Raw genomic sequence first — 24133 nt, 5'->3', positions numbered from 1 at the left:
CCGGCCCGGCCGATGCCGGCCGGAGGTCGCCAGCAGGCCGGGGCCGGGCCGGCGCGGCCCGCCTGCGGGCCGCCTTGACCCGGGGTGGCGGTGGTGCGCCCGGCAGGATTCGAACCTGCGGCCTTGGGATTAGAAGAAGATCGTGGCTGGCTAGTCAGGTGGCTGCTTCCCTGGTCAGCCCGTCTGCCATTGTCGGGTGATGTCGGCATCAGCGGGCGGACTTGGCTGTATGGATGGCTGTACAACCAAGCCTTCCTCCCCTCGCCCCTGACGGGATCACTTGACGGCTGTGGGAGCCTGGCCGAGTGCTGGTTAGAGCGATTCTCGGGGCTGTCATCACCGCCGTCGGATGCGCGGGGGCGGGCGTCTTCGCCTATGCCGCGATCCTGGTCGGCATGAAAGGCCAGCGCGCCAGCGAACGGGCATGGGGGCGGGCCGCCAACCTGCCCCGAGCTGTCTTTGCCGGCTACTTCGGGGCTGCCGGTCTTGCTCTGCTGTCGACGGCGCACCTGGTCCTGTTCTTCCGCGACGAAGAGTGGTTCTGGCTGATCGCGCCTCAACAGGGAGCGGTGTTGCTGTCTCTTGCGGCGGGATGGCTCGCGATGCACAGGATGGGCAGGTCCGCGTACCAGTAGCGGCGGATCGGTGATCCGCGACCGCATCTCTGAGGGCCGGGGTTCTGGCGGAACCCTGAGGTCTTCAAGGCCCTGGTCGCCCCCCCGGCCTGGCCGGCGACTGGCGCGGTGTTCAGCGCTGCCCTCGGGGAGCGGAGCGTCAGCTTGGGAATGGACAAGATCGGGTCAGAACTCGCCGTGTCCCCTGGTCGACCTGGCCGGCAGTGGCCCCGTTTGGCCTCCCGCGACACCACCTTGTGGCCCACGGATGGCCCATCGGCTGATGTCAGGTGGAGCTGCGACCGACGGATAAGAGATCAAGTTGTACTGCGGCCAGGGCGCAGGGTGGTCTAGAAGCGGAACGAATATCGGCATCCCACAGCACTCCCCCGCCGTCCGTCGAGCCCTTGCGGACTAGTTGCGGGGCGGGACCATGAGGATCGCTGGCGATGCTGTCACTGCCTCAGAGATCGCTGGCCGCGATCACTCGCGCTGTCACTCGGCGAGTTTCTGACTGGTTCCGTGGAACCTTTGTCGCCGCTTGTGAGTGGGAGTGGTGGAGAAGGGAGGTGACGGTGTCCGACGGTGATCTGGTTTCTGAGTTGTACGCAGGGTGTTTCCGGCGGCTGGTCGTCCAGTTGTACGCGGTGTGCGGGGACGTGCACGAGGCCCAGGAGGCGGTCCAGGAAGCGTTTACGAGGGCGCTGGCTGCGCCCCGGCGGTTCGCTCGTCTGGAGAATCCGGAGGCGTGGCTTCGGCGGGTAGCGGTGAATGTTGTCCGCAGCCGGCATCGCCGGCGGCGGGTGCTGGACAGGCTGCTGCGCCGGATCGGACCGCCGGCTGCGGTCGTCGACCGCTCGCCGGAGCATGTTGCGCTACTCGCCGCCCTACGGGGCCTGCCCGAGGGGCAGCGGCATGCGCTGGCCTTGCACTACCTGGTCGACCTGCCGGTCGATGAGGTTGCGGCGACTCTCGGTGTGTCCGCCGGCACGGTCAAATCTCGATTATCACGGGGGCGGCAGGCTCTGGCGGAGCTTCTCACCGACTCCGACGTCAACGACAGCACGAGCACCGGGAGGATCCATGTCCGATCGTGAGTTCGCCGGCTTCGATGTCGACACCATCGCCGACGCCGTCCGGCAGCCCCCCCTCGACAATCTGCGGTCAGCAGCGAAGTCCCGCCGGCGCTATCGCACCGGCGGGGTGGGCGTCGCTCTGGTGGTCTTCGCCGGTATGGCGGTCCTGCCCCTGGCAGGCGGCACGCGCGGCATGGACTGGGCCGCCCCGACCCCGCTTCCGCAGGCACGCGACCGCGCCACCCAGCTCTTCATGACCGGTCCGGACTCCGGTGTCGGCGTCGAACAGGTCGACTTCGGGTGCACGGTGCGCTTCACGCACACCGAGGACGGCGGGCGAAGCTGGACCGATTACGACGCGGCCCAATACCGGGCCACGAACTGCCGGGTCAACGAGTCGGGGAATAACGAGTCCGGGAATAAGGCGGCCGACATGGAGTTCTCCGTGCTCGGGCAGCGATCCTACCTGGTCCTCGACGGCGACAAGTCCCGCCTCTCGACCGACTACGGGCGAACCTGGCGTGATGCGGAGCAGGCGATGGTCACCGTATCCGCATTCCCGCCGAAGGCCCGTGCTGTGGTCTGTCAGCAGGGTTGCGGCGCGATCCGCCAGCCGCTCGCCGTGAATCCGTCGACGGGGACGGTGTACCGGCTCAGCGGTAAACCAGCCTCGCCCTACCCCCCGTACAGCATCTATCCGAGCGCCGACGGAGCTATCTGGGCTACCTACTGGCCGGGCGACCCTGACGTCATGATCGTTGCCCGGAGCGTCGACCAGGGCGCCACGTGGAACACCTGGCGACCGGTCAAGGGTGCGGACGTAATCGCGATCGCCGGGGTCAACCAGCGGGAGGCCTACCTACTGATCGAGCCCCCGCCACCGCCCGGTGCCCAGCCGATGGAGCGCAAGGGAGCCTCCCAGCTACTGCACACCACGGACGGCGGAGTGACCTGGAAGGACGTGGGCACCGACCTGCCCGCGTCGCCGGAGCATCGGCCGTTCACTATCGGCTCGGACGGCTCCCTGCTGATCGCCCAGTCGGGCAACATGACGCCGAACCTCACCTCGTCCCTGCTCGTCAGCCGGGACGGAGGGCGCCATTTCACCGCGTCGCGCGAGTATGACCGACTCGATGGCGCGGTCGGAGCTGCCCCCGGAATCGCCTGGCTCTACGGCCGGGACGACATGTCGGCTACCGGCGCAGACCACGTCGTGATCACCCCGGACGGTTCCTCCTGGACCCGATTCGATCTTCCCTACTGAGCCCGGTGCTTCGGCGTGGCCGAGTGGTCGCGCCGACACCCTGGCGTCGGGTCCTTCCCGCCCTCTAGACCGGGGGTGCAAGAAATAGAGCCTGCCCGGAAACGAGAGTCGCCGTTCATGTCGGCTATCCAGCGTCGTGGCATCTCAGGCGCATCCCGGGCCTGAAAGCGGATCTCCTCGTCGGGCAGTCGTAGACCGTCCGGCCTCCCCAGACGGGGACCAGGTGGAGCGCCCTACCGGGCGAACGACCTGGTCCCCCCGTCCGGGGAGGCTGGTAGCCCTTGTGGTGCCCGGCGAGGTGGTCCGCGGCGGCATCTCTGAGGAGGGCTGGGGTTCGGGGCAGAGCCCCGAGGTCTTCAAGACTTGGTCGTCCGAAGCGTGGCCGGCTGGCCCGGCCGATGCCGGCCGAAGGTCGCCAGCAGGCCGGGGCCGGGCCGGCGCGGCCCGCTTGCGGGCCGCCCTGATCCTAGAGAGGTCAATTCGGCAGTGCTGCGCCTCTGGTGCTTGTCGTGTCACGGGAGATGCTTGACACTCGCGTCCCACCTGATGCCCGACATGATCCTCAAGGCGCGTCGCGGCGGCCCTCACGGTCCGCGACAGGGACGCGCGCATCGCGGCAGATCCGGATGCCGCAGCGCATGCGTCTGCGGCATGGGCCGTCGCACTCCGTTCTCTCGGCTAGTGAGCAGACACGCACCCAGCTGGATCGGACCGTCAGCGAGACTTGAACCTCGAGGTCCAATCGGCGTTGACCTGGTCGGCCTGCCGATGGTGTCGGACGATCAGCTGCCGGCCGTGTGGAACCGTTAGGCCGAGGTAGTCGAGCACCCCTTGTGCAGCGGACCGTGCATCCGCCGCCAGCTCCTCGTACGTCACCTCGTGAGGCACGATGCCGTGGGCGTCGAACCAGGTCGCCCAGTCCGCCTCGGCACTCTCGATCGTGGCGACGAGCTGGCCGATGAGCACCTCGTCGTATCGAGGATCTTGGCCTCCCGGAGCGACGGCCTCATGGGAATGCCAGAAGTGGGTCTGCAGTGCCTTCGCCCACGACACGCCCTGTGCGATGACATCGCGTCGCCGCAAGTGGACGAATCGAAGTCGACCGAACTGAGCGATCAACAGGCCCAGGTCAGTGTCCGCTGGTCTTGGTGCGGAGGCGGCAAGACCAGCGATCAGCTCCGGCATCGTCTCTGCCATGAGCCGCCCACCGAAGACATTGTTCGAAGTTCTACCGACCGTCAGCGCCGCCCGCACGAACCCTTCGTCGATCCGTCCATCACGCGGTCGGGCGATGTGCCAGGCATCGGCGTACGCAGTCAGCGTCTTTCGATTGAAGTAGGAGGCTGGGTGGCCAGCGACCCCGGACGACTCCAGTAGACCGCACAGCAAGGTACTTCCCGTGCGTGGCGTCGCGCAGATCAGGTAAGAGTCGACCTCCAGGCGCGCCACAGCGGCAGACACTAAGCACGCGCGGATCTAGAGCAAACCGAATTTCCGAACGCCGGCGCCGGCGCAGCGCACGCTCTGCGGCCAGATGCGGATGTTCTTGAGCGGATCGAGCTCCGCAGTTTCTGAGCAGGCTATCGGCGCAAGGCTGAGCGGCCTCAGTTGTTCACTCTGAGTGTGGGATGCCGTTATGATCCGAGTCGCGTGGCGCGAGTGGTGAGGTGGCGGCGCTCTGGCAGGCTGGTGGCGCGTCGGGCGGCCTCGCGGTAGTCGGCTGCGGCGGCGGTGTGCTCGCCTGCCAGTTCGAGCAGATGGGCGCGGGTCGCGAGGAGGCGGTGGTGGTGCACCATCCGGTTGTCGGATTCCAGCGCTGCCAGCAGATCCAGCCCTGCTGACGGGCCGTGCACCATGGCGACGGCGACTGCACGGTTGAGCGTGACCATCGGACCCGGCGCCAGCTGCTCCAGCAGTTCGTACAGGGCGAGGATCTGCGGCCAGTCGGTCGCGTCCATGTGCTCGGCCTCGTCGTGGACCGCGGCGATGGCCGCCTGCACCTGGTACGGGCCGACTGGGCCCCTGGCCAGCGCCTCGGTAACGAGTGCGACCCCGTCGCCGATGAGCTTGGGGTCCCAGGTGCTGCGATCCTGCTCGGCAAGCGGCACCAACGCCCCGTCCGGTGTCGTACGGGCGGGTCGCCGCGCCTCGGTGAGCAGCATCAGGGCCAGCAGCCCGGCCACCTCACTGTCGTCGGGAAGCAGCCGTCGCAGCCAGGTGGTGAGCCGGATCGCCTCGTCGGACAGCTGAGGTGCGGTGAGGTCCGGGCCGGTGGTGGCGGCGTAGCCCTCGTTGAAGAGCAGGTACAGAACGTGCAGCACGGCGCGCAGTCGCTCGGCGCGTTCCGGTCCTTCGGGCATCGCGAAGGTCGTACCGCTGATTCTGATGCTTTGTTTTGCTCTGCTGATGCGTTGTGCCATGGTCGCCTCCGGGACCAGGAACGCGGCAGCGATCTGCGCGGTGGTGAGGCCGCCGACCGCGCGCAGGGTCAGCGCGATCTGGCTGGGCGGCGACAGCGCCGGGTGGCAGCACAGGAACAGCACGGTCAGTGAGTCGTCGCGGTCGGCGCCCCGATCGGCGTCCGCCGGCCGGCCCAGCAGTTCCGATTGCGGGGTTGCGGCGACGATCGCGTCCTCGCGCCGCCGCCGGGCTTGGTGGCTGCGCATCTCGTCGAGCAACCGGTGGGAAGCAACGGTGACCAGCCAGCCGCGGGGGTTGTCCGGAATGCCTTCGGCGGGCCACCGCATCGCGGCCCGAACAAGCGCCTCCTGCGTCGCGTCCTCGCACGTGTCGAACTGCCCGTACCGGCGAACCAACGCGCCGAGGACCTGCGGCGCCAGTTCGTGCAGCAGGTCCTCGACGCCTCGGTCAGGAATCACAGGTCGGCGGCCGCCTCGTGCAGGACTGGCCACACCTCGACGGGCTCGACGTCCGCCCACGGCATGTCCGCGGCGATCTCGTACGCCCGCTGCTCGTTCTCGCAGTCCAGTAGATAGAAGCTGGCGAGGTACTCCTTCGTCTCCAGGTATGGCCCGTCGGTGACCGCCGGAGCGCCGTCCTTGCGCCGCACCAGCCGCGCCGCCGCGGCGTCGGCCAGGCCGTACGCGCCCAGCAGTTCGCCCGTGCCCTGGTACTTCTTATTGAACGCGTCCTGCTTGGCGATCTCCTCCGGCCAGGTCTCAGCCGGGATCGAGCTCCACTTCTCCTGGTTGCCGTAGATCAGCAGCATGTACTTCATCAAGGTCGTCCTTCCGGTCCGCGCACCGTGCCGGCGCGCTGTCACTCCCCAAACGGAGCCGGCACGCCACCCTCGACATCCTTACCAAAAAAACTTCTGCGCCGGCGATGTCGAGACCAGCGCCACCGCTCCGTCCATCTGGCGAAGGCAAACCAGACCGAGGGAGAACCATCATGGGTACCACGACAGTCCGGTCCACAGACGTCCTCACCACTAGGCCGGTGTGGCTGGTCAGCGTGCTGGCCGGACTGGCCGCAGCCACCGCGACCGAACTCTACGGCCTGGCGGCCCGTGCAGTAGGTGTACCGATGGAGGCAGGCAACATCGGGGCCTCCGTTTCCGGCCCGATCACCACCGGCATGTTCGCCATGGGCACGGCGGTCTCGGTGTTCTGGGGCACCATCCTCGCGGTACTTCTCGCCCGTTGCGCCCGCCATCCGGCGCGCACCTACCTATGGACCACCATCGCACTAACTACGGTGTCCATGGCCGGGCCATACCTCGCCGGTGCCACTGCGACCTCGACCAAGCTGATGCTCGCCCTGGCACACATCGTCGCTGCGGCGATCGTCATACCCGTCGTCACCCGCCGGCTCAGTCACGCCCCCGGTCGGGGTCAATAGCCGCTGAAACGCTGGTCGACCCAGCCGACACGGCAACTGGCCTGAGATGACATTCTGCGGCCGCCGCCGGCAGACACGGAACCGTATCGAACGTCCGCTCATCGGCCATGTGAGTACGGCCACTCGGGTGTCACCGCCTGCAACCAGGACGACTGAGCAACCAAGGCCGACTGTCGTGCATGTGCTGGGACGGATCCCTCAGGCATGTGGTGGGACTGGACATGCGCCTCTGGTGCTCGCCTCCGGGTGTACGAGATCGCATGTCGTCGGTTGTCACACGGACGGGTCCCAGGCGGCGAGCTGATCGAAGATACGACGGTCGCCTTCGAACTTCAGCGAATCCAGCGGTATGCGGGCGTAGAAGAACAGGACCAGGTCACTGGCCGTGCCCCGGGCGGAGGCGTCGGCCGTTTCGGGCTCCTCGCCGGCAGCGGGTCTGAAGCGGGCGACCTCTGCGCCGTCGCGGGAAAGCCGAAGGCGCCATGAGTGGCCCTCGGTGGCGTGGTATTCGACGATGGCGGGGTCGTGTGGCCAGGCGACCGTCGTCGCGCAGAGGGTGAACTGGCAGTCGTCGAAACCGTCGAGGGCAACCTCGTCTGGAAGCGCCTGCGGGGCACCCAGGGTGAGCTGGGCGTCGTAGGTGTACACCGCGATCTCGGGAACCTGGCGCCGCGCCCAGGCACCAGAGGTTTGCGGTGACGGCGAGTCATCCCACCACGTCCAACAACCGCGATCCGGGCCGGCCTCACGCAGCACGCTCGTCATTAGCTCGACGGACTCGGTCCACCAGGCCAGCAGTGCCTCGCGTTCCCGGGGCGCACCCATGCCGTCGTCCCAAGCCGACTTCTCCGGAGGCGCGTCTGCGGGCCCTGCGGCGACGATGGCGGCCGATTTGCGGCGGGCCATGCCCACGTGTTGCACGAGATCGAACAGCGTCCGCTCGGGATGTGTCGGCACCTGCATGTCGAGGCTGGGCGCCGCGGCGACCGCGGCGCGGAAGGCGGTCGACCGTTCGTTGATCAGCCGCAGATGATCAACGAACGTGAGGATTTTGTGCACCCCGGCGTTCTATCACCGTGCTCCGACGGCCGGACAGCGAATTTCGCAGCCGACGCGGCGGCCGCCCCGGCAACGGTCCGGTACGCGCACCGGGTGCTGTCGCTGACGCTGGCGCACGCCGTGAGGCGTTCGCTGCTCTCGGGGCAGGGTTCCCCACGTCGGACAGGGTGCGGCCTCCGTCGGCGGGATCATCGGCAGGAATGGCCGCCGGTCAGGGGGGCCTGGGCCTGCTCACGGTCGCGTTGGGCGCCGAGGGCGGGACGAGGTCGCGGACTACTTTGCGAGCGTCCGAGCGCGCGTGCGGCCGTATTCGGCCAGGGTGTGGAACGCGGCCTTGGGCGTCCACGAGCCGTCCGGCATTACCCGCACGATCCCGCGTGAGGCCAGGTCGTAGTCGTGGTCCGGGTCGCCGGTGGTCGGCAGATGCCGGTTCGCGAACGTGTATACGAACGCCGCCTCCACCCCGCCGGCCTCATAGTCGCGCAGCAGGTCCAGGACGTAGCGGGCCTGGCCCTCCTCGTCACGCTCCAGCTGCGCGGTGAGCTTCGCGGCGCGCCCGTGCTCGTCGTACGTCACCGGCTCCGCGCCTCCCGCGACGTCGGCCGCGCCGCGGAAGGTGCAGCAGCCGAACTCGGTCGCGGCGTACGGCTTGCCCTGCCGCACCGCCGCCGCCAAGCTTTGCGGGAACGCCTCGGCGTTGGTCGGGTCGCGGTAGCCGGCATCGCTGGCGATGATGTCGAACGGTGCCCAGTCGACGTCTTCCAGCGGGATCGAGGCGTAGCCGATGGGGCCACCGAACCGCTCCCGCACCGCGGGCACCGCCTCGGCGAGGAAGTCGCGTACCGCGGCCCGCGCGGACGGGACCGCCTCCCGCATCCGCATCGGGTCGGTGAACAACGCCATGCGTTCTGCCAGGTCGCGGCCGGGCAGGAAGCCGTCGGTGAACATGGAGATCTCGGAGCCGGTGAGGTACACGACCGAGGCGCCGGTGCGCCGCAGCCGTTCGGCTCGCTCGGCGCCGTCGAGCACGAACGCCATGAGCCCGTCGCGGTCGAGTCCGTTGGTGAACGGGCAGTACCAGACCTCCAGCCCGGCCTCGGCGGCGAACCGGGCGGCCAGTTCCAGCCGGTCCTGGGCACCGCCGGTGATGCGCACCGCGTCGCAGTGCAACTCCTCGCGGATGACGCGCAGGTCGTGCCGCACCGTCTCGGGATTGAACGGCTCGTGGGTCGTGGAGCCGGCGCTTACGAAGCCGGTGTCGTAGTTCATGCCGAACACACGCATCTGGAGTTCCCTTCGCTCGTAAGGTACGCCTCGTACCCTATAAGGTACGTCGAGTACCCTGCAAGACATGAGCACCAGGCGCCGGGGCGAGGAGCTGGAACGGGCGATCCTGCACGCAGCAGCACAGGAACTGCGCGAATCCGGCTACGGCGGGATGACCATGGACCGGGTCGCCGCCCGGGCCGGCACCAACAAGAACGCCATCTACCGCCGATGGCCGCATCGAGCGGCGCTCGGTATCGCGGCGTACCGCCACCTCTCCGACGCCGTCATGCCGAACCCCGACACGGGCACCCTGCGCGGCGACTCCCTCGAAATGCTGCGGCGGGCGAACGAGACGTGGTCCTCGCCGCACGGAGCCGTCCTACGTAGCCTGCTGGCGGCCGCGGCGGACGACCCGGCACTGCTCGACCTCATGCGCGAACGGTCGGGCACGGACACCATGGACTGCGCCTGGCTGACCATGGTCGAACGCGCCATTGCACGCGGTGAGGCACCGCCGGCGGCCGCCCATCCGCGCGTCGCAAGCACGCCGATGATGCTGCTACGAGCCGAGTACGCGATGCGCGGCATCCCCTCGGTCCCCGACGAGGTACTGATAGAGATCGTCGACGAGGTCTTCCTGCCACTCGTACGCGGCCGCGCCTGACCACCCACACGCCGAACGCAACCATGCGTGACTCGATCCTCGCCAGAGACATGCTTGGCGCAATCCGGCCCGCTTGGCCTGCATGACGGGCGGCGATCTGCACGTCGCGCTTAAGGTCGGCTCGGCACGGCAACCTTCGAGACTAGGACGGGCAGGACATGGACCGATGCACCCGCGAGGGCTGCTCGGCCGCCTGGCTGATGCAGTCGGGTCGGCCCCCGGCTCCGAGCATCTGGAGATGATCCGCAAACGCAAGCTCCCGATCGTGGGCGGCGGCGCGGTGTGGTCGTCCGTGCACATCGCTGACGCCGCCGAGGCCACGGTCGCGGCGGTGGAGAACGGCGGCCGCGGTATCTACAACATCGTCGACGACGATCCCGCCCCGGGGCGCCGAATGGCTTCCGGAACTGGCGGCGATGCTGGGCGCCAAGAAGCCGATGCGCGTGCCGCGGTTCATCGGACGGGTGGCTGCCGGACCGGCCGGCGTCGTGCTCATGACCGAACTGCGCGGCGCATCCAACGCCAAGGCCGAGCGCGAACTGGGCTGGCACCCCCGGCACACTCCTCCTGGCGCCAAGGGTCCGGGAGGGCGCGAAGGTGAAGGCCCGGCCGACGTCCAGTCAATGCCGGCGAGGGCCGGGCCGCGCACGGGTCAGGGCTTGATGAGGACCTTGAGGCTCTTGCGGTTGTCCATGTCCTGGTAGCCGGCGGCGACACCGTCGAGGTCGGTGGTGGCGTCGAAGACCTTGCCGGGCTCGATGGTGCCGTTGAGGATGTCGGGCATCAGTTCCTCGGTGTATGCGCGCACGGGGGCGGGGCCGCCGGCGAGGATGATGTTGTGGCGGAAGAGGCTGCCGAAGCCGATGGGCGCGCTCTCGTACTGCGGAACGCCGACCCGGCTGATCACGCCGCCGGGGCGGACGACGCCGACGGCCTGCTCGTAGGCGGACATGTGGCCGACGGCTTCGAGTACGGCATCGGTGCCGTGTCCGCCGGTCAGCTCCCGGACCTTGGCGATGCCCTCGTCGCCGCGTTCGGTGACCACGTCGGTGGCGCCGAATTCGATGCCCAGGTCGGTGCGGGCCTGGTGGCGGCCCATGAGGATGATCTGCTCGGCGCCGAGGCGTTTGGCCGACAGCACGGCCAGGAGTCCGACGGCGCCGTCGCCGATGACGGTGACGGTGCTGCCCTTGCGCACGCCGCCCTTGACGGCGGCGTGGTAGCCGGTGCCGAAGACGTCGGCGAGGGTGAGCAGGGACGGGATGAGCGCGGAGTCCGCGGCGACGGGAAGCTTGACGAGGGTGCCGTCGGCGAGGGGGACGCGGATCGCTTCGGCCTGCCCGCCCTCGTCGGGGATGCCGTCCCAGAAGTTGGCCTGGGGGTGGGAGCAGGAGGTCTGTAGGTTCTCGCGGCAGAACTGGCAGGTGTTGTCGGAGATGGCGAACGGTGAGACGACCAGGTCACCGCGCTTGAGGGTGGTCACCTCCGAGCCGGTGTCCTCGACGACGCCGATCAGTTCGTGACCCATGCGGGCTGGGCCGTTCTCGGGGGACATCGAGTGGTACGGGTGCAGGTCGCTGCCGCAGATGCAGGACGCGGTGATCCGTACCAGCGCGTCGGTGGGCAGCTTGATCGTGGAGTCCGGGACGTTCTCGACGCGGACGTCGCCGGCGCCGTACATGAGGGTTGCGCGCATGATCTTCCTTGTCCTTCGATTTCTTGTAGGGGTTGTCAGGCAGCGGCGCCGGCTCCGGCCAGCGCGTTGGTCGTCGGGGCGTCGCCCGATTGGGGCGTAGGAGCGGCGCGGCGGCGCGCGATGAGCGCCAACGCCACCGCGGGGGCCACGGCGAGGACGACGATGACCAGGCCGACGGCGGCGGGGCCGGTGGCTCCGAGCGTGGAGGCCAGCGCAATGCCTGCGATCCAGGAGCCGACGGCGGTACCGGCGTTGAACGCCGACACGGTCAGCGAGGACCCCAGCGTGGGTGCCTGCCCGGCGAAACGCACGGCCAGGGCGATCAGTACCGGGTTCGCGCCCAGCCCGAAGAACCCGAGCAGCACGACCAACCCTCCGGTCAGCCACGGCCTACCCGAGGCCAGGCAGATCATGCCCAGCAGGATCGCGGTGGCCACCGGCGCCGCTAGCGTGACCGCGTGCGGGTGGGCGTCGCCGAGACGGCCGGCGACCAGTGACCCCACCAGGGCGCCGACGCCGAACCCGACCAGCGCCAACGGCACGAGCCGTGCCGGCACACCGGCCTGGTCGGTGAGCAAAGGCGCGATGTAGGAGTACGCGGCAAGAACACCACCGGTGGTCGCCGCGCAACCGGCAAGGGCCAGCCACAGCCGCCCGGAACGGAGCCCGGACAGTTCGGAACGCACCGACACTGACTGGGCCCGTCGGTTCTCGTGCGGGACGTGCCGGGAGATTAGGGCGGTCGCAGCGAGCGCCAGGACGGCGAGCGCCCAGAAGGTGCCCCGCCACCCGATGAGCTGTCCGGCGAACGCGCCGAGCGGAACGCCCAGCGCCGTGGCGAGCATGCCTCCGGCGTTCACCAGACCCATGGCCCGCGCTCCGCGCGCCAGCCCGGCGGCGCGGGTCGCGACCACGGCGGACAGGGCCCAGAACGCGCCGGTGGCGAACGCGGTGATCATCCGTGCCAGCAGAAGCACCGCAAAGCTGTCACCGACCGCCACGATGACATGGCCTACCGCGAACACCGCCAGCGCGAGGATCAGGGCCACGCGCTGTGGCAGCCGCAGCGTGAGCATCGCCATCAGCGGCGCACCGACGATCATCCCGATCGCGAAGACCGTGATCAGTAGGCCCGCGCGGGCGACACTGACCTGCAGGTCACCGGCGATCTCCGGCAACACACCTGCCACGATGAACTCGGTCGTGCCCATCAGGAACGTCCCCAGCGCGAGGATGTAGATCAGCAAGGGCAGGCCAGCAGAGCGGGCCGCGCTCTCGCCGGCCCGGGAACCGCTGTTGAGAGGAGTTGTTTCTCCCTGCATTCATGACTCCTGTGCAGCTTCGGAAACGTCTTCGAGTCCATTTGAGCGCGGCACTGGGTCGTGAAGAAGGTGGCGTTTATAGCGGGTACAAGCTCTCCCCCCTTAAGCAGGCTTGGCCCGGCCTACCGTGGGAATATGCCCGACTCGGCCGACAACCGCACCACCATCCGCGACTTCCTGATCAGCCGCCGCGCCAAGATCAGCCCCGAGCAGGCAGGGCTACCCTCTGGTGGCCGGCGCCGAGTGCCGGGCCTGCGCCGGGAAGAGGTCGCCGTCCTCGCCGGCGTCAGCACCGAGTGGTACACGAGACTGGAGAAGGGCCACATCAGCGGGATCTCCGAAGACGTCCTCGACGCCGTGGCCCGAGCACTGCACCTCGACGACGAAGAACGCACCTACCTGTTCGACCTGGCCCACGCCGCCCGGCCGAAAACCCGCCGAAGTCCCCGACGCACCGAGGCCAAGGTCGAACCCCACCTGCAGTGGCTGATCGATTCAATCACCATGTCGGCAGCATTCCTGCGCAACGGACGCCTCGACGTGGTCGCCAGCAACGCGCTGGCCCGCGCACTGCACGAACCCATGTTCAGCAGCGACACCACCACAGCCAACGGCCGAGCGAACTTCGCCCGCTACCACTTCCTCGACGCGGCGTCACACGACTTCTTCACAGACTGGGAAGCTGGCGCCGTCGCCACCGTCGCCCTGCTGCGCGCCGAGGCCGGTCGCCATCCCGAAGACCGACTGCTGCGGGAACTCGTTGGCGAACTCTCCACCCTCAGCGCCGAATTCCGGAAGATGTGGGCATCGCACGACATCCGCATCCGACACGAAGGAGTCAAACGGCTGCAGCACCCCGTCGTCGGCGCACTGGAGTTGACCTATCAGCCCCTCGCACTCCCGACACCATCCCGCACCGTCCACGAACTGACCGTCTACACCGCCGAGCCTGGAACCATCCACGAAGAGCGGCTGAAAATCCTCGCCACCTGGTCCGCGACCACCATCGCAGAAGCCGCCCAACGCTCCGACTGACGACATAGAAATCCGACTACAAGAGCGCCGGAGAAAGCCGCGTTCGGTGGCTGCAACGGCCGCAGCCACGCATGATCGGGTGCGCGCTCATCGGCCAGCTCCGGCGGTAGCGGCTGGCGGGCGCACGGCGGCAGCTGCCCCTGCATGATCACGACCAAGCCTGATCAGGGCGAGTTCGGAGGCTTGGCCTTCTGCGGGTAGATCGTCTCGTGACGGGCCAGCATGGCGACGAACTCGCCGATCTTCCGCTCGCGGGTCTGCGCCCGTTTGACCGCATTAACGCGGTAGATGAGGGCGAACCGGTTGGTTTTGGTGAGCACGTCGAACATGGCCTGGGCGGCGGGGTCGGCGGCGATGGCGGCGAGGAGGTCGTCCGGCACCTCGGCTTCCGACGGCGGGGCGTAGGCGGCCGCCCACCGCCCGTCCGCCTTCGCCGCTTCTACCGCGGCGCGGCCTGCCGGCAGCATTCGCCCCTGCGCTTCCAGCCGGGCCACATGGGCGACATTGCGTTGTGACCAGGAACTGCGGGGCCGGCGAGGGGTGAACCGGATCCAGGAGCTTTCCTGATCCCGTTTACGAGCCTGTCCGTCGATCCAGCCGAAACACAGGGCCTCGTCGACCGCATGCTGCCAGGTCAGCGTCGTGACTGTGCCGCCCTTCTTGGTCAGGGCGAGCCAGACACCAGGCGACGTGGCGTGGTTGGCCGACAACCACGCGCGCAGCGCGTCAGCGTCCGCGACGACCAACTCATCCAGTTCGGCGCTCCCCATGACGGCAGGCTATCGCTGCCCCATTGCCGCAGCCTCCGCCGGTGGGCCAGACCGACTCGCTGAGATGCCGGACGGTCACTCGGCGGACCCTCAAGGGGGTAGGACCTCGCGATGCTCAGGACGGCCTCGACGCAGCGCCGGCATGCCGGGTTTCTCGTGCACATGCCGGACACGCCCGGCGATCCAGCCGTGCACCTCCACCGCGCGGTCGGCGCCATGAGCGCGCACCACGGCGACCCGATCGGCGGAAGGTGTCTGAGCGGACAGCGGACTGATCGGTACCTCATGCGGACGGCGTGCTGATGGGGCGAGCCGTTGCCGAGGCAACCGAAGCCGCTGGCACGTCACGGGTGTCGGGCACACTGATCACATGGACCTCCCCTACCCGTGTGTCTGTTGTGGCTACCGCACCTTGGGGGAGCCGCCGGGCTCACACGAAATCTGTCCGGTGTGCCGATGGGAGGACGATGTTTACCAGTTGCGTTGGCCGTACCGGGCGCGAGGTGCGAACAAACCTTGTTTGATCGACGCGCAACGCAACTTCGGCAGGTACGGCGTCTGCGACGAGGACAGCCTCAACGAGGACCGAGCCGACCCGGCCGACTACAGCCGAGAGCCGCACTGGCGGACGATCGACCTGCAGCGGGACCGTTTCGAGCCGGCCGGTGGCGCCTTGGCGGGATGGCCGGATGATCGGACCGTCCTGTACTGGTGGCGCCGACGCAGGGGCCAGGCTTGGTGGGACGACGTGCCGGCCACCGATCTGCCCGAACCGCCAGTGGACGACGCCGATCCAACCGCCTTCGCCGAGGCAGTCCGCGCGGTCGCAGCCGTGGCCCCCCGCGCCGATCCGGACAACCTCTCCGGCATGGCGATCGACTTTGACCACTGCCTCGACCGGTGCCCGTCGATCCGGGAGGTGACCGTGACTACAGCCCCCAACCGGGCCAAGCAGATCACGGCGGTCTGTGTCGCCGAGCCAGCGGCATCACCGGCCCGTGTCGCGCAGGAGGTCGAGCAAACCTGGCTACGCGATCTGCGATACGGCCACTGGGAAGCCCACCGACTACGTACCACGGCGACCTCTGTCGAGCTCGAGGTTGCCACCCGCGTCGGGGAAGACGGTTACTACATCACAGGGCTGATCGTGGTGCGGTGGGCACCGGACCGGGGCAAGGATCGTTCCTGAGAGCGGGCTCGCGCAGTGTGTCTTTCGCTCACGGTGTCTGATGGCGACGCGGTCGGCATCCGCAACTCGACAGGTCCCCGGACGGCACCCGAACCGACGCGACGGGACGCTGCGGAGCGCGGCTCGAGGCATGAGTGGACGAGGTCGGCGGTAGTCGCTCTCGATTCCAGCCAGTGCTGTCGCCTGCTCATCAAATCTGGCCGTCCCGGCTCCAGATCATGACCCCGGTGGGGCGCGGTCGACGACCGGTCCATCCGTGGAACAGCCGGATAGCGAATTCGTCGGAGCGCCACCATCGATCGCACGGCCCTGACGCCTCAGGCACGGGTGGCAGGGCGGCGAGGAGCTCGCCGAGGTGCGCATTGGTCATGTCGTTGGGCACCCACGCCTCCAGCGAACTGGGCGGCACAGGCTCCCAGTCGTACAGCTCGTCCATGAGCGCGTGTCCCTCGATCAGGTGGTTGATCGAGGGGCAGACCTCCAGGAAGGGGCCTGCCTCGCTCACCCCGAATCGGCCGTCGGTGTGCGCGAGGTAGAACACAGGTGAGGACACGCGTTCGCCGTACCACGCGAATGACCAGCCCGTGCGCTCCGCCCGAACCATGTCGAGCAGGTCGAATTGCCAGCGGCGGAGGGTGTCGAGGCGCTCGTCGCCAATGCGGGCGCTGCGGCGGACGTCGTAGCGCAACCCGCCGAAACGGGCGGCGAAGGCTTCCCGCCTAACGGTCAACTCAAGAGGCGCCGCGATCAGCCGTCCTGACCGGTCTGGCACCTGCATGAGGTCGGTCAGCAGTCGAGGCTGCTCCGGCTGCCGGGTCCCGGCGCGGCACAGGAACGCCTGAGCCCTTGGTGAAAGGTCGTCGGGGTCGTCGAGCACGTGCACATGAACTTCCCAGCTGACTGGCGCTCCGGTCCTGCGAGCCTATGACATGCGCGTCAATGACCGCCAGTGGCTCCTCTCCATAGGTTGACCGTAATTGATCCGGCGTCGTTTGGTTGTTGGACATTCTCGCGAGGGATGAGAACACGCAGGGCATCGTCGCTTCTCGGAGCTGCCCGGCAGGTTATTCCGGGGGTCGCGAGGATCGCATCCGTTACCAAAGCGGAACTCGGACAGCCTTCTGAAATTTTTGTTTTTGTGATATTCTTTCAAATTACTGGGTTAATGTCCGACGTCGTGATGAACAAGGCGCAACCCAGCCACACGGCTCTCATGTCGGCCGCAGCACGCGCGGCACACCTCCTCGTCGACGAGACTCCCTCGATCTTCGCCGACACCCTGGCGCAGACCTTCCTGGGCGAGCGTGCTGAAGAACTCCTCGGCTACCACCGGTCCTATGGTGGGCACCCAGTCCTGTCCGGCGCGCGGACGACGGCCGTTACCCGCAGCCGCTACACCGAGGACCGGCTGGCTATGCTGGCCGGCCGGGGCGTCGACCAGTACGTGATCCTCGGTGCGGGCTGGACTCCTTCGCTTACCGGTCGGAACTCGCCGACGGCGTCCGGGTGTTCGAGGTGGACAAGCCGACGACCCAGCACTGGAAGCAGGCGCTGCTGGTCGAGACGGGGACGACGGTGCCACCGTCCGCCTTCTTTGTCCCGGTCGACTTCGAGAGGGAATCCGCCCAGTCACTTGCCGATCACCTCGTACGGGCCGGCTTTGACCCCGGCCGGCCCGCGCTGATCAGCTGGCTCGGGGTCACGATGTACCTGACCTCGGAGGCGATCGGGCAGACCCTGGCCGTCATCAGCGGCTTCGCGCCCGGCACGGAGCTCATCGTGGAGCACCTCCTCCCGGCCGGACTTCGCGACGAGGCAGGTCAGATGTACGCGGAGCTGGTAATGGCAGCGGCGGCCGAGCAGGGCGAGCCCTGGCAAACGTTCCTCAGCATCGAGCAGATGGACGCCCTCCTGCTTGAGCACCGGCTCCAGCCGATCGAGTACGTCCAGCAACGCGAGACGATCCAACCTGCGGAGTGGGAACGTACCGACGCGCTCCGACCGTTCGAGTTGTCCGTCCTCGCCCGTGCGAGCGTCCCCACCCGCAGCCGTAGTGCCGATGAGCGTCGTTGACGGCGTGGCGGCTTGAGACGAGGCGAGACCTCCGGCGAGGTGTGAGCTGCTGACACTGAGTCCCGCCGTATTGCCCGGCTGACCGTCCACGGCCGGCGGCTGCTCGTCACGTGTGTCGTCGACCGCGTCGTCGTCAAGATGGTCGGCCGGCGTACCGGCCGACCATCTTGGTTCGGGTTTCCCATATCGTCCTGCGGCACCCCGCGATCAGTGCCGAGGGTGCGACAGCTCGGCGGCGGGGTCAGCCCGCGCTGAGGTTGGTGCGGCGGACGATCCACCAGACGGCGGCGAGGGCCACCGCGGTCAGGCTCAGGTAGCCGGTCGCGACGATCAGGTGGAAGTCGGGGATTCGGCTGCCGGGCTGGTACTGCAGGTGGTGCAAAAGATGGTTGTCGAACTCGCAGGAGAGGATCTTGCCACCATCGTTGTCGGGAGGGCAGAGGCGTTGCAGCTCGACGCCGCTGAGCTGGCGCCCGGAGGCGTCGAACGCGCCGGACGGCCCGTCGGCACCGTAGTCGATCATGCCGCCCTTGACGACCAGGGCGTTGTCGCGCAACAGACCACCGTCGGGGCCGCCCACTCGTAGCTGCGCGGACAGCGGCTTCATCAGGGTGGGGTAGCGCCACTGGACGAGGTAGGTCAGGCCGATGAAGCCCGCGATCACGCCGAACACGGCGGGGAGCGTGCGTTTGATCGCGGCGCCGAGTGCGACGCCGATAGCGAACCAGCAGATGCTGATCGCGACCGGCAGCATCCCAGTGTTCAGGAACGGCAGGTAGTCGAACAGGGTTCCCGGAGCGACCAGAGTCGTCATTCGCTGCAGGTGGTCGCTGACCCCGGCGACGGCTGCGGTCACAGCCGTCACGAACAGGCCGAGCATGCCCAGCTTGGTCCACAGCCAGCGCTCCGGCGAGATGTCCTGGCTCCAGGCCAGCAGCAGGGTTCGCTGCTCGTGTTCCCTGGTCAGCAGCGGGACGCCGATGAACACGCCGATCAGCAGCGGCATGTACTGCACCAGCCGTGACAGGGCGCCCAAGGTCAGGACCAGGCTCGAGGATCCGGCGAGCCGCAGGCCTTGCGGGGAGTTCTCCGGGCAGTACGTTTCCTGGCACTGGTGCCACAGGTCCGTCAGCTCCATGGATAGGTAGGTCATCCAGCCCACCAGGACCGCGGCCAGGACGAGCATTCCGATCAGGGTCCAGCGGTGCTGACGCCAGGTCAGCCACAGCAAACCGCGGACGCCTCCGGCGGACCCGAGATCGTCCTGACGCTTCGTGGCGGTCGCTTGGGTGACCGGGCTCATGCCGCTGTCCCCAGATCATGGCGTGCCTTGGACGATGCCTTGAGGTAGGTCAGGATCAGCTCGTCCAGGGCGATGGGCTGGGCGGTCCAGCCGGGGGCGACGACGGAGTGCGCCGCCGGTGACGCCGGCTTCCGGAGAACAAACGTGGACTGGCGGTCACTGTGCTGCGCCTGGACGATCGCGCCCGGGCCAGGGGGCTGGTCCGCGCGGGGTCCGGTCAGCCGCACGTGGCTGCCGAGCAACTCCTCGACGTCGCCGGTGAGCACGGGCCGGCCCGCGTCGAGCAGCAGCAGATGGTCACCGACACCACTGAGCTCGGCGATGATGTGGGTCGACAGCATCACGGTCATGTCGCTGTCGGCGGCCTCCGCCATGAGTTCACCGGTCACCTCAGTGCGTGCCACGGGGTCCAGGTTCGCGAGGGGCTCGTCCAACAGCAGCACCGCCGGGCGGGAGCCCAGGGCGACCGCGAGTGCGACCTGCGCCCGCTGCCCGCCGGACAGCTTTCCGCAGCGGCGGTCCAGGGGGATGTCGAAGCGCTGAAGCCACGACAGTGCCCGCCGCTGGTCCCACACACGGTTGGTGGACCTCCCGAAGCGGAGCATGTCCGACACACTGAAGTCCCGGTACAGCGGCTTGTCCTGGGCCAGGATCGCGACCCGGCCCCCGGCAGAACCACCCCCGTTGGTGGACCTGCCCTTGACCACCGGTCGGCCGTGGACCAGCAGCGAGCCGGAGGTGGCCGTCAACGTACCGGCGATAATGCTCATCAGCGTCGACTTGCCCGCGCCGTTCGCGCCGACCAGCGCGATGATGCGGTTGGCGGGCAGTTGGAAGCTGCACTCCCGTAGCGCCCAAACGGTGCCGTAGCGCCTGCCCACGTCGCGGGCTTCCACGGCGATGGACTGCTCGCTCATGCGGCACCTTCCTTCCTCCGGAACGCAGCACCCGGTCCCGGTGCTGCCTGCGTCCGGTCACCGTCAGCCTGGGTCCTGCCCGCCGAGTTCTCCGCGATCACCGAGGCGAGCAGGGCCTGGACGTCCTCGTCCTCCAGACCGGCCTCGCGGGCCTGGCCTAGCCAACGGGCCAGGCTGCCGCGTAAGCGGGCCATAACATGGGGGTCCGCGTGGCCGAGCGTTCCGCTGACGAAGGTGCCCGCCCCCTGCCGCGCCTCCACCAGGCCGGACAGCTCCAGCTCCCGGTATGCCTTAAGCACCGTGGTGGGGTTGACCGTGCAGGAGGTCACCACGCTGCGCACGGTGGGGAGTTGGTCCCCGGGCTGCAGCGTCCCGATCCGCAGCCCTTCACGCACCTGCCGCACCAGTTGGGCGTAGGCAGGGACGCTGCTGGACCGGTCGACATGAAAGTTGATCACCTGGTGATCCTCCTTATCCGCTCCGGGCACCGCGGATTGTTCTCCTTGAGTAGAACACCAGCTAAGCGACATGGCAAGGACGTGCCCGGACAGCTGACGGCATCGAACGGCTCGCCCATCGCCTGCCCAGCGCGATCGCCGCATCGGGCAGCAACCCGAGATGCCGGCACGACCGGTGGAGCGCCGCGCAGTCATGAGTTCGGGCATGCGCTTTGGCGGACGACGCAATATGAACTCGGGCGTGGCACTAAGGTCGACCCTCGCCGCTTGCCCGCACAACGCCGTCATCGGCACGTGGGTGCACGGGGATCGACCGACGCCCGCGCCGGACATCTACGGAGAGCGACGGGAGTTCCCGCCTTCCGGCGCGCCCGCTCGGCGGCTAACTGTGCCGCCTCATGACATTGGTTCCTCGCTGTCAGGCTCCGCGGGCGTAGGACGTGAGGCGATCGGCGAGCGCGATGACGAGGTCGCGTAGTTCATCGGGGCGCTCGATGACGAACGGCCGGTCGATTGAGGCGAGTATCCGAGGCAACCAGTCAAGCTGCTGCACACGTAGCTCGACGCGCAGCCAGTGCTCGGCCGCCGGGTCCTGGCCGGCCACGGGCTCGTGCTCCTCCAGGCTCGCGACGCTGGCCGGAAGGTGGGCGCGGATCTGCTCAGCTGTCCCGTGGATCCGCAAGGTCACCTCATGCCGGTACTCGGCCGTGGCGAATCCTGACAACACGCGCTCTGCCGGACCGGGACCCACGGGCGCTTCGAATGAGCCGGGCAGGGTCCGCGCGTGTGCGATGCGATCGAGCCGGAAGGTTCGGTCCTCGCCGATCTGGGCGTCGTTGCCCGTGACGTACCACCGGCCCGCATGGGCGACGATCCCGTATGCGTGCAGTGTGCGTTCGCTGCGCCGTCCGTCACGGTCGGTGTAGCGGATCGAGACCGGTCGGCGGTGGCGCACCGCATCGGCGATGGTGAGCAGGACCCCTGCGTCCGGGGTGTCGAACTCGCCGGGCTGATCCGTGAAGGCGAGAGCTTCCAGGAGTGTGTCGAGCCGGCGGGCGATGTGCTTGGGCAGCACCCGCCGGATCTTCGCCGACGCCGTCTCGCTTGCCGTGCGCTCCGTCGTCGTCAACCCTGCTCGACGGCCGGCGACCAGGCCGAGCAGCACGGCCAGCGCCTCGTCGTCGCTGAGCATGAGCGGAGGCAGGCGGTACCCGGGGGCGAGCCGGTACCCGCCGTAGCGGCCGCGCACCGATTCCACGGGCACGTCCAGGTCGATCAGCTGGTCCACATACCGCCGCACGGTGCGCCCTTCGACGCCGAGACGGTCGGCGAGCTCGGCCACCGTCCGGGTGCCGCCCGACTGCAGCAGCTCCAGGAGTGTCAGCACGCGGCCGGTGGGTCGTGGCATGTTCGCAGCCTAACGCGAATACAGGACCGATTCTGTCCACTATTTCTCCTAGCCTGCGACGTGCACACCTTCAGCACAGCCAAGGAGATTCCCATGGACTTCGTCTCGATCCGCATCATCACCAGCGACGTAGCGCGCCTCGTCGAGTTCTACGAGCGAGCCACAGGGGCGCGGGCGACGTGGGCCACCGAGGACTTCGCCGAACTCAAGACTGCGGAGGCCACCCTCGCGATCGCCAGCACCCGCACCGTCCCGCTGTTCGCCCCGGGCTCTGCCCGCCCGGCAGACAACCACAGCGTGATCACCGAGTTCCTCGTCGACGACGTGGACCGCGTTCACCAGAACCTGACCGGCTTCGTCACCGACTTCGTCACCGAGCCCACCACGATGCCCTGGGGTAACCGGTCGCTGCTGTTCCGCGACCCCGACGGCAACCTCGTCAACTTCTTCACCCCCGTCACCCCGGCAGCCATCGAAAAGTTCGCACGCTGACGCCACGCCCAGCCGCTCACCCGGGAGCCCTGAGATCCCACGGCTCCCGATGAACGCGGCCACCGAGTCCAGGAGCGCCACCAGCAGGGAAATCGGAACGCACTGCCACTTCACCGGGCACCGCGACCTCGTCGCGGCCGCCACCATCGCCACCCGCACCCCGGGCGGCGGAACCACCACCCCACACCCGCTCGGATGCCCGGGGTGGTCACGCGCCGTCGAGCCGGACGACACCTCCCCGGTGCCGGCCAGTCCCGACCTGACCCCCGCGCCCCAGCACGGCGGCGCGAGGATCAGTTGGCCCGCGGAGGCCCGCCCCACCACCCAGTGGGGAGTCGCTCGCCCCAAAGGCGAGGATCCACAACACCCACCGGACACCCGGTGAACGTCAGTGGACACCGCACTAGGGATGCCCGCGTCGAGGCTTAGAGGACCGCATGAACTGTCGCGCCCGAACGTAGGATCATCGGCCATGACTCGCACGACGCCGCCGCGGCCGCTGGACATCACGGAGCTCTTTCCCGAGTTGAGGGAGCACTCAGCGACGGCCACGCGGCTGCACCCCCGGCCCGGTACACCGACGGCCGCCGACAGTTCGGTCGGTGGCCCGCTGCTGTGGCCGGCGGATGAGGCCTGGCCGGAGTGCACGGATGGCGATGCTCATTACATCTTCCAGCTCCGGACGCCGTCGATGGTCCGCCGCAGCCGGGAGATCTACACGGCGGCGCAGGCCCGTGCCGACGCGACGGGCGCTCGTTACGCTCTGAGTGACGAGGAGCGAGCGCAGTTGCCGGACCTCGACTTCTCCGAGCCGCACAGCCTGGTGAACCAGCCGATCCCGCTGGTCCCGGTGGCGCAGCTGTACCGCCGGGACGTTCCCGACTTCGTCGGCCCGGACGGCGCCGATCTGTTGCAGGTGCTGTGGTGCCCGCTGGACCACCCCGAGGAGGGCTACAACCCGCGGGTACGGCTGTACTGGCGGCGCAGCGCCGACGTCAGCCGGTCCTTGGCCGCGGCCCCGGAACCCCCCGTCGTCAACGACTCCTACCTGCCGACTCCCTGCGTCGTGCATCCGGAACAGATTCGCGAGTACCAGTACGGCGGACTGCTGCCCGAGGAACTCGACGCCCGGATCACCGCCTGGGAGGAGGAGACCGAGGAGGAATCTGACGACGACGAGGAGGGAATCGACTATCAGTTCGACCTGTCACTGGCGCCGGGCTGGAAGGTGGGCGGCTTCGCGAACTGGTCGCTGACGGACCCGCATCCGGTGGACTGCACCGAGTGTGGCGCCGCGATGACGTTGCTGTTCACCGCCGACTCCGGCGAGTGGCACGGGTCGGGCGGCAGTTGGCGGCCGGTGGAAGATCCGGCGGAGGCTCCGCGCAACCCCACCGATGTCTGCATCGGCCGGAGTTATGCCCTGTACGTCTTCCGCTGCCCGGTCTCCTTCGATCACCCACCAGCCACCGCCATGCAGTGATCTCTCCGAACGTCGGCACCCGAAACGGCGCACTGCTTCCAGCAGAGTCGGGTGCGAGCGGCTGGTCGACGCTGGGTCGGAGGCAAAGCGGATGCCGGCATGACCCGGTCTGCTGATGGACGTGCGGCACGGTGAACGTTGCGCTCGCCGGTCCTCTGCTTAGATCGTGCTCGACGATCG

At 68.5% G+C, this 24133-nt stretch carries 23 protein-coding genes and 1 pseudogene; 10 read left to right on the top strand and 14 right to left on the bottom strand.

Features of this window, described 5'->3' with window-relative positions:
- Nucleotides 1–305 precede the first annotated feature (305 nt).
- From ABZW14_RS33515 to ABZW14_RS33505, 3 genes are all read left to right on the top strand, one after another.
- Entirely contained in the window at nt 306–635 is a 330-nt protein-coding gene (locus ABZW14_RS33515; protein WP_355355022.1) for a hypothetical protein, read from the top strand.
- 548 nt (nt 636–1183) lie between these two features.
- On the top strand, nt 1184–1711 hold the full coding sequence (locus tag ABZW14_RS33510; RefSeq protein WP_355355020.1) for a sigma-70 family RNA polymerase sigma factor: 528 nt from the start codon (nt 1184–1186) through the stop codon (nt 1709–1711).
- Complete coding sequence (locus ABZW14_RS33505) at nt 1698–2954, top strand: sialidase family protein (protein ID WP_355355017.1); 1257 nt, start codon at nt 1698–1700, stop codon at nt 2952–2954. The genes ABZW14_RS33510 and ABZW14_RS33505 overlap by 14 nt, the downstream gene beginning before the upstream one ends.
- 714 nt (nt 2955–3668) lie before the next feature.
- Here ABZW14_RS33505 and ABZW14_RS33500 read toward each other — a convergent pair.
- The 3 genes from ABZW14_RS33500 to ABZW14_RS33490 form a co-directional block, all read right to left on the bottom strand.
- Nucleotides 3669–4403, bottom strand: a complete 735-nt coding sequence (locus tag ABZW14_RS33500; RefSeq protein ID WP_355355014.1) for a Stf0 family sulfotransferase — start codon at nt 4401–4403, stop codon at nt 3669–3671.
- Nucleotides 4404–4588: 185 nt separating this feature from the next.
- A complete protein-coding gene (locus ABZW14_RS33495; RefSeq protein WP_355355011.1) occupies nt 4589–5866 on the bottom strand; it encodes a sigma-70 family RNA polymerase sigma factor in 1278 nt (425 codons plus the stop codon).
- Entirely contained in the window at nt 5830–6192 is a 363-nt protein-coding gene (locus ABZW14_RS33490; protein WP_355355008.1) for a YciI family protein, read from the bottom strand. Before ABZW14_RS33490 ends, ABZW14_RS33495 begins: the two co-directional genes overlap by 37 nt.
- Before the next feature lie 221 nt (nt 6193–6413).
- Here ABZW14_RS33490 and ABZW14_RS33485 point away from each other — a divergent pair, with 221 nt between their 5' ends.
- Nucleotides 6414–6815, top strand: coding sequence for a DUF6069 family protein (locus ABZW14_RS33485; protein WP_355355005.1), 402 nt, complete (start codon nt 6414–6416; stop codon nt 6813–6815).
- Between the two features lie 273 nt (nt 6816–7088).
- On the opposite strand, the gene ABZW14_RS33480 is transcribed toward ABZW14_RS33485, so the two are convergent.
- Nucleotides 7089–7874: a maleylpyruvate isomerase N-terminal domain-containing protein gene (locus tag ABZW14_RS33480; RefSeq protein ID WP_355355002.1), complete on the bottom strand. Its 786-nt coding sequence runs from the start codon at nt 7872–7874 to the stop codon at nt 7089–7091.
- 273 nt (nt 7875–8147) lie between these two features.
- Nucleotides 8148–9158, bottom strand: a complete 1011-nt coding sequence (locus ABZW14_RS33475) for a hypothetical protein (protein ID WP_355354999.1) — start codon at nt 9156–9158, stop codon at nt 8148–8150.
- Nucleotides 9159–9225: 67 nt separating this feature from the next.
- On the opposite strand from ABZW14_RS33475, the gene ABZW14_RS33470 reads away from it, so the two are divergent.
- Nucleotides 9226–9807, top strand: coding sequence for a TetR/AcrR family transcriptional regulator (locus ABZW14_RS33470; protein ID WP_355354996.1), 582 nt, complete (start codon nt 9226–9228; stop codon nt 9805–9807).
- Between the two features lie 142 nt (nt 9808–9949).
- Here ABZW14_RS33470 and ABZW14_RS33465 read toward each other — a convergent pair whose 3' ends face one another.
- From ABZW14_RS33465 to ABZW14_RS33455, 3 genes are all read right to left on the bottom strand, one after another.
- Nucleotides 9950–10303 carry a hypothetical protein gene (locus ABZW14_RS33465; RefSeq protein WP_355354993.1) on the bottom strand — a complete coding sequence of 118 codons (354 nt, stop codon included), beginning with the start codon at nt 10301–10303 and terminating at the stop codon, nt 9950–9952.
- Nucleotides 10304–10459: 156 nt separating this feature from the next.
- Nucleotides 10460–11503 (bottom strand): zinc-dependent alcohol dehydrogenase family protein, encoded by a 1044-nt coding sequence (locus tag ABZW14_RS33460; protein ID WP_355354990.1) that lies wholly within the window; start codon nt 11501–11503, stop codon nt 10460–10462.
- A 35-nt stretch (nt 11504–11538) separates the two neighbouring features.
- Complete coding sequence (locus ABZW14_RS33455) at nt 11539–12825, bottom strand: MFS transporter (RefSeq protein WP_355354985.1); 1287 nt, start codon at nt 12823–12825, stop codon at nt 11539–11541.
- 135 nt (nt 12826–12960) lie between these two features.
- On the opposite strand from ABZW14_RS33455, the gene ABZW14_RS33450 reads away from it, so the two are divergent.
- Nucleotides 12961–13860, top strand: a complete 900-nt coding sequence (locus ABZW14_RS33450; RefSeq protein ID WP_355354982.1) for a helix-turn-helix transcriptional regulator — start codon at nt 12961–12963, stop codon at nt 13858–13860.
- A gap of 164 nt (nt 13861–14024) precedes the next feature.
- Here ABZW14_RS33450 and ABZW14_RS33445 read toward each other — a convergent pair whose 3' ends face one another.
- A complete protein-coding gene (locus ABZW14_RS33445) occupies nt 14025–14630 on the bottom strand; it encodes a YdeI/OmpD-associated family protein (RefSeq protein WP_355354979.1) in 606 nt (201 codons plus the stop codon).
- 370 nt (nt 14631–15000) lie between these two features.
- Between ABZW14_RS33445 and ABZW14_RS33440 the strand changes: the two genes are divergently transcribed.
- The gene (locus ABZW14_RS33440) at nt 15001–15819 is read left to right on the top strand and encodes a CPCC family cysteine-rich protein (protein ID WP_355354976.1); all 819 of its coding nucleotides are present in this window, start codon (nt 15001–15003) and stop codon (nt 15817–15819) included.
- 190 nt (nt 15820–16009) lie between these two features.
- On the opposite strand, the gene ABZW14_RS33435 is transcribed toward ABZW14_RS33440, so the two are convergent.
- The gene (locus ABZW14_RS33435; protein WP_355354973.1) at nt 16010–16702 is read right to left on the bottom strand and encodes a hypothetical protein; all 693 of its coding nucleotides are present in this window, start codon (nt 16700–16702) and stop codon (nt 16010–16012) included.
- A 135-nt stretch (nt 16703–16837) separates the two neighbouring features.
- Here ABZW14_RS33435 and ABZW14_RS33430 point away from each other — a divergent pair.
- Nucleotides 16838–17892: pseudogene (locus ABZW14_RS33430) on the top strand (SAM-dependent methyltransferase).
- Nucleotides 17893–18133: 241 nt separating this feature from the next.
- Here the strand turns inward: ABZW14_RS33430 and ABZW14_RS33425 are convergent.
- The 4 genes from ABZW14_RS33425 to ABZW14_RS33410 all read right to left on the bottom strand — a co-directional run bounded on the left by ABZW14_RS33425 (nt 18134) and on the right by ABZW14_RS33410 (nt 21978).
- Nucleotides 18134–19195, bottom strand: coding sequence for an ABC transporter permease (locus ABZW14_RS33425; protein WP_355354970.1), 1062 nt, complete (start codon nt 19193–19195; stop codon nt 18134–18136).
- Nucleotides 19192–20112 (bottom strand): ABC transporter ATP-binding protein, encoded by a 921-nt coding sequence (locus tag ABZW14_RS33420; protein ID WP_355354967.1) that lies wholly within the window; start codon nt 20110–20112, stop codon nt 19192–19194. The genes ABZW14_RS33425 and ABZW14_RS33420 overlap by 4 nt, the downstream gene beginning before the upstream one ends.
- Nucleotides 20109–20570 (bottom strand): GntR family transcriptional regulator, encoded by a 462-nt coding sequence (locus tag ABZW14_RS33415; protein WP_355354964.1) that lies wholly within the window; start codon nt 20568–20570, stop codon nt 20109–20111. Before ABZW14_RS33415 ends, ABZW14_RS33420 begins: the two co-directional genes overlap by 4 nt.
- A 418-nt stretch (nt 20571–20988) precedes the next feature.
- Nucleotides 20989–21978 (bottom strand): YafY family protein, encoded by a 990-nt coding sequence (locus ABZW14_RS33410; RefSeq protein WP_355354961.1) that lies wholly within the window; start codon nt 21976–21978, stop codon nt 20989–20991.
- A gap of 93 nt (nt 21979–22071) precedes the next feature.
- Here ABZW14_RS33410 and ABZW14_RS33405 point away from each other — a divergent pair, with 93 nt between their 5' ends.
- Both ABZW14_RS33405 and ABZW14_RS33400 read left to right on the top strand, forming a co-directional pair.
- Nucleotides 22072–22470 (top strand): VOC family protein, encoded by a 399-nt coding sequence (locus ABZW14_RS33405; protein ID WP_355354958.1) that lies wholly within the window; start codon nt 22072–22074, stop codon nt 22468–22470.
- 472 nt (nt 22471–22942) lie between these two features.
- Entirely contained in the window at nt 22943–23953 is a 1011-nt protein-coding gene (locus ABZW14_RS33400) for a hypothetical protein (RefSeq protein WP_355354955.1), read from the top strand.
- Nucleotides 23954–24133: the final 180 nt, after the last annotated feature.

Origin of the sequence: Micromonospora sp. NPDC004551 (genome assembly GCF_040609975.1) — a bacterium.
Taxonomy (GTDB): Bacteria; Actinomycetota; Actinomycetes; order Mycobacteriales; family Micromonosporaceae; genus Micromonospora.
Note: the sequence above shows the minus strand (reverse complement) of the source record. Positions and strands in the feature narration are given on the sequence as shown.